This is a genomic window from Nonomuraea zeae (assembly GCF_005889725.1).
Classification (GTDB): Bacteria; Actinomycetota; Actinomycetes; order Streptosporangiales; family Streptosporangiaceae; genus Nonomuraea; species Nonomuraea zeae.
On record NZ_VCKX01000508.1, the window covers coordinates 1 to 4,863 of the forward strand.

The following is a 4,863-nucleotide window of genomic DNA, read 5'->3' on the forward strand; positions in this document are numbered from 1 at the left end:
CCGCAGCTCGGCGTGCCGCTGCGGGTGGTGGTCTACTCCTACGACGGCAAGTCGGGCCATCTGGTCAATCCGCGGCTGGAGCTGTCGGAGCGCCGGGTCACCGCCGACGAGGCCTGCCTGTCGGCGCCCGGGCTGTGGTGGCCACTGGAACGTTCCTACATGGTCACAGCGCGTGGCCGTGACATGTTCGGCAAGCCCGTGACCGTGCGGGCGCTCGGCACCCTGGCCAGGGTGCTGCAGCACGAGGCCGACCATCTCGACGGCGTGCTGTTCAGCGATCATCTGGAGGCGGGCGAGCGCGAGCGCTTCCTCGCCGAGGCGGCGCTCACGAGCTGATCGGTGCGGGCACTCGTGGATTTCAGGATCGAAGGCCGGCCGCGTGCCGGGTCTGCAGCTCCCGCCGCTGGTCGGGGTCGGTGCCGCCCCATACGCCGTACGCCTGCCGGGTGTCCAGCGCGTAGGCCAGGCACGGCTCGCGAACGGGGCAGCCCGCGCACACCTGTTTGGCCTGCTCGACCTGCGACTGACTCGGCCCTTCCAGCGATATGGGGAAGAACAGTTCCGGGTCCAGGTCGAGGCAGGCGGCCCTGCGTGTCCAGTCGAGCATCATCATGACTTTTTCGCCTACCCGGTCCTCCGGCCCTCATACCTCTGTGAGCAGGCGATCCCAGTCCGCGAGGAATCGGGCGAGCCCGTAACGGGCCAGAGCGGCGGCCCTGGCGGCCTTTCCGGCCTGGCTCGCCCGCTCGGGATCGGCCACGAATTCCCGCAGCGCGCCGGCCAGCACGTCCACGCGGGTGGACAGGACGCCGGCCTCGGGCGGCACCGCCTCCACTGCCTCGGTGGCCGCCAGCGCGACGACCGGCAGGCCCAGGGTCATCGCCTCGATGAGGGCCAGCCCGAGCGAGGTCCACCGGTACGGGTGCAGGTAGACGCGCCGCCTGGCCAACTCGGCGTGCATGACGTGCTGGGGCAGGTCCTCGTGGGTGGCGTACGGCAGCCCGGTCACCTGCATCCCGAACACGTCGAGCGGCACCTGCTCGGCGAAGCGCGGCAGCAGGTCGGTGCCCGCGACCCTGGTGCGGCGTACCGGCTCGTTGACCACGACGCCCGCCCTGGGCAGCTCCCCCGTGTAGAGGTGGCCGGGGTCCGGGATGCCGTGCTCGATGACGCGGGTGCGCGCGCCGCCGTTGTCCCAGTACAGCTCGTTGAAGTGGGTGACGTGGACGATCGTGATGTCTCGTTGGCCGGCCAGCGGGTGCCGGGTGCGCGGCACGTCGCCGGCGGGGGTGTTGTGCTCGACGTACACGCCGGGCAGGTCGCGGCCGAGCCACTCGCGGGCCAGCTCGGGCTCGTGCGGGCGCTGGTAGACGACCAGGTCGAGCGGCTCGTCGCGGAGCCGGTCCCAGGGCACCTCGCGGACGCCGGCCGGCCAGTCGAAGGTACGCGCGCGTCCCCGGCCGTCGGGACCACGGCCGGGGACAAGCGGCAGCACGTACTCGTGGTCACCCCGGATGAACGAGCTGGTCCATGACCCGTGTACGTGCCAGATCAGGATTCTCACCAGCGGCTCCAGCCCATCGCCCGGGCCCAGGGCGCGGACACGGCGCCGACCGGGCCGTCGGCGTCGCTCAGCACGCGGTCCACGACGTCGGTGAGATCGTCCGCGACCTCGGCCGCCTGCTGGATCTCCTCGCGCAGCGTCTCCAGCGTCGGCACCAGGATGCCCCTGGCGCCCGCGGCCCTGGCCGCCTCCATGTCCCGGCCGATGTCGCCCACGACCACGCAGTCGCGGGGGCTGACGTCGAGCACGGCGGCGGCCCTGATCACGAGCCCCGGCGCGGGTTTGCGGCAGGTGCAGCCGTCGGCGTCGTCGTGCACGCAGATCGCCCACGCGTCGAACGGGCCGAGCAGCTCCTCCACCTTGGCGTTGACCTGGTCCATCTCGTCAGGCGACAGCAGGCCCTTGGCCACGCCGGACTGGTTCGTCACCACGGCGACCGGAATGTCGGCGCGGCGCAGCCGGCCGAGCGCCTCGATCGCGCCCGGCATGGGCTCGACACGGTCCGGGTCGCGGTTGTAGGGCACGTCCCTGATCAGGGTCCCGTCCCGGTCGAAGAGGACGGCGCCGGGACGTCGCTTTTCGAACACCATTCACCTCCGTCGCGTGACCGGCAGCTACCCGAGGGCTCCTCCGACAAACAACCACTCAGAGTGAGCAATCCCTTACGGTTACGCATGTTTCCGCAGGTCATGGCCACCGTCTATGTTTGAGTAGCGCCTCTCTCGGTAGCGGCTCTCCACATCTCGCAGGGGAGGACCGATGAGATTTCTCGGCATCAACGCGATCTTTCACGACCCGGCCGCCGCGCTCGTGGTCGACGGAAGGATCGTGGCCGCGGCTGAGGAGGAACGCTTCAGCCGCCGCAAGCATGGCAAGCGGCCGCTGGCGTTCTCGGCGTGGGAGCTGCCCGAGCAGGCCGCGGCATGGTGCTTGCGCGAAGCCGGGCTCTCCCCCGAGGACCTCGACGCGGTGGCCTACTCCTACGACCCGTCCCTGGTGCTCCAGCGGCCGGAGGGCGACTGGGAGGACCTGCGCACCACGTACGCCGTGCGCGCCCCCGCCTTCCTCTCCACCGCCCTGCCCGGCCTCGACCCCGGCCAGGTCCGCTACGTGCCGCACCACGTGGCGCACGCCGCCTCGGCCGCGCTGGCCTCGCCCTGGCGGGACTGCGCGGTGCTGGTGTGCGACGGGCGCGGCGAGAACGCCTCCCACCTGGCCGGCCGCTACCGCGACGGCGAGCTGGAGGTGCTGGCCGCGCAGGAGCTGCCGCACTCGCTCGGCCTCATGTACGAGGACGTCACCGAGCACCTCGGCTTCCTGCGCTCCACCGACGAGTACAAGGTCATGGCGCTGGCCTCCTACGGCCGCCCACGGCACCTGGAGGCGCTGCGCGAGGTGATCTACCCGACCGGCGACGGCGGCTTCCACGTCGATCCCGTCGACTGGAACGGCTACGCCAAGGCCCTGCCCAGGGGCGCCTCCTGGACCGCCGACCATGCCGACCTGGCCGCCAGCGTCCAGGCCAGGCTGGAGGAGGTGCTGCTCGAACTGGCCGGCTGGCTGCACGAGCGGACCGGGGAGCGGCGGCTCGCGCTGGCCGGCGGGGTGGCGCTCAACTGCGTGGCCAACACCCGGCTGCTGGCCGAGGGCCCGTTCGACGAGGTGTGGGTGCAGCCGGCCGCGGGCGACTCGGGCACCGCGCTGGGCGGCGCGCTGCATCTGGCGCAGTCCTGGGGCGACCGGCCCGTACCCATGGCGGACGCCGCGCTCGGGCGCGGCTTCACCGACGAGGAACTGGGCGCCTGGCTGGAGGTGGCCCGCGTCCCGCACACGCGCCCGGCCGACCTGGCCGCCGCGGTGGCCGCCGAGCTGGCCGCCGACCGGATCGTGGCCTGGTTCCAGGGGCGCTCCGAGTACGGGCCGCGGGCGCTGGGGCGGCGGTCGCTGCTGGCGCATCCGGGGCACGCGCGCAACACCGAACGGCTGAACGACGTCAAGGGTCGCGAGCAGTTCCGGCCCCTCGCGCCGATGGTGCTGGAGTCGCGGGCCGCCGAGATCTTCGGGCGGGGGCCGGTGCCCTCCCCGTACATGCTGTTCGTGCACGACGTGCGCCCGGACTGGGTGGATCGCATCCCCGCCGTGGTGCACGCCGACGGGACGGCGCGGGTCCAGACCGTCTCGCCGGCCGCCGATCCGCTGACGGCTCGGGTGCTGACCGAGTTCGAGGCGCGCACGGGGCTGCCGGTGGTGGTCAACACGAGCCTCAACACGGCGGGGCGGCCCATGGTGGACGATCCGCGCGACGCGCTCGAATGCTTCGGCTCCTCGCCGGTGGAGGTGCTCGCGCTGGGGCCGTACCTGGTGCGGCGCGGGGAGGTGTTCGCCTCGTGATCACCGTGGTGATCCCCACCGTCGGGCGGGCCACGCTGCGCGCGACCCTGGCGGCGGTCGGGCCGGGGGTGCCGGTGATCGTGGTCGACGACCGCAGAGCCGGGGCACCCGCGGTCGCCGCCCCCGCCTGGGACGTGCGGGTCGTCCGGTCGGGCGGCCGGGGGCCCGCGGCGGCGCGCAACGCCGGGTGGCGGGCCGCGCGGACGCCCTGGGTGGTGTTCCTGGACGACGACGTCGTGCCCGCGCCGGGGTGGGCCGAGGCGGTCCTGAAGGATCTTGCGGACCTGCCCGACGACGTGGCGGGCAGCCAGGGGCGCATCGTGGTGCCACGACCGGCCGGCCGGCGGCCCACCGACGGCGAGCGGCACACGGCGGGGCTCGAAGGGGCCTCGTGGGTGACCGCCGACATGGCCTACCGGCGGGCGGTGCTGGACTCGCTCGGCGGGTTCGACGAACGGTTTCCCCGGGCGTACCGGGAGGATTCCGACTTCTCGCTGCGGGTGGCGCGGGCCGGGCACCGGCTCGTGAAGGGCGCGCGGGTGACGGCGCACCCGGTGCGGGACGACGGGTTCTGGGCGAGCGTGCGGTTCCAGCGGGGCAACGCGGACGACGCGCTCATGCGCCGCCTGCACGGGCCCGGGTGGCGCGCGGCCATCGGCGAGGCGTGCGGCCGGCTGCGCGTGCACGCCGCGACCACGGCGGCCGGTCTCGCGGCCCTGGTCCTGACCGTCGCCGCCGCCCTCGCCCGCGAGCACACCGGCGGCCACCCCGCCAGGACCCTCAGCGGCCGCCTCGCGCGATGGCCCGGCAGGCGCCCCGGCGAACGGCTCCGGGCCGGCGGTGCTCGGGCTGACGGTGGTCAGGCCGGCGGGGGCAGGCGGGTGCTGCTCGGCGTGGCGGGGCTGACG

6 protein-coding genes are annotated in these 4,863 nt (G+C 73.9%); 3 read left to right on the top strand and 3 right to left on the bottom strand.

Annotated features, from left to right (window positions below):
• On the top strand, nt 1-336 hold a 336-nt coding region (locus ETD85_RS60110), incomplete at its 5' end, for a peptide deformylase (protein ID WP_138698734.1).
• Between the two features lie 22 nt (nt 337-358).
• Here the strand turns inward: ETD85_RS60110 and ETD85_RS60115 are convergent.
• The 3 genes from ETD85_RS60115 to ETD85_RS60125 are packed head-to-tail and all read right to left on the bottom strand — an operon-like array spanning nt 359 to nt 2,154.
• Nucleotides 359-613 carry a WhiB family transcriptional regulator gene (locus ETD85_RS60115; RefSeq protein ID WP_138698735.1) on the bottom strand — a complete coding sequence of 85 codons (255 nt, stop codon included), beginning with the start codon at nt 611-613 and terminating at the stop codon, nt 359-361.
• 30 nt (nt 614-643) lie between these two features.
• Nucleotides 644-1,564, bottom strand: coding sequence for a glycosyltransferase (locus ETD85_RS60120; RefSeq protein ID WP_138698736.1), 921 nt, complete (start codon nt 1,562-1,564; stop codon nt 644-646).
• On the bottom strand, nt 1,561-2,154 hold the full coding sequence (locus ETD85_RS60125) for a D-glycero-alpha-D-manno-heptose-1,7-bisphosphate 7-phosphatase (protein ID WP_138698737.1): 594 nt from the start codon (nt 2,152-2,154) through the stop codon (nt 1,561-1,563). The genes ETD85_RS60120 and ETD85_RS60125 overlap by 4 nt, the downstream gene beginning before the upstream one ends.
• A gap of 169 nt (nt 2,155-2,323) precedes the next feature.
• Here ETD85_RS60125 and ETD85_RS60130 point away from each other — a divergent pair, with 169 nt between their 5' ends.
• Nucleotides 2,324-3,955 (top strand): carbamoyltransferase family protein, encoded by a 1,632-nt coding sequence (locus ETD85_RS60130; RefSeq protein ID WP_138698738.1) that lies wholly within the window; start codon nt 2,324-2,326, stop codon nt 3,953-3,955.
• Nucleotides 3,952-4,863 (top strand): glycosyltransferase family 2 protein (locus tag ETD85_RS60135; RefSeq protein ID WP_240780137.1); only part of this gene is annotated, 912 nt, incomplete at its 3' end. The genes ETD85_RS60130 and ETD85_RS60135, both read left to right, overlap by 4 nt.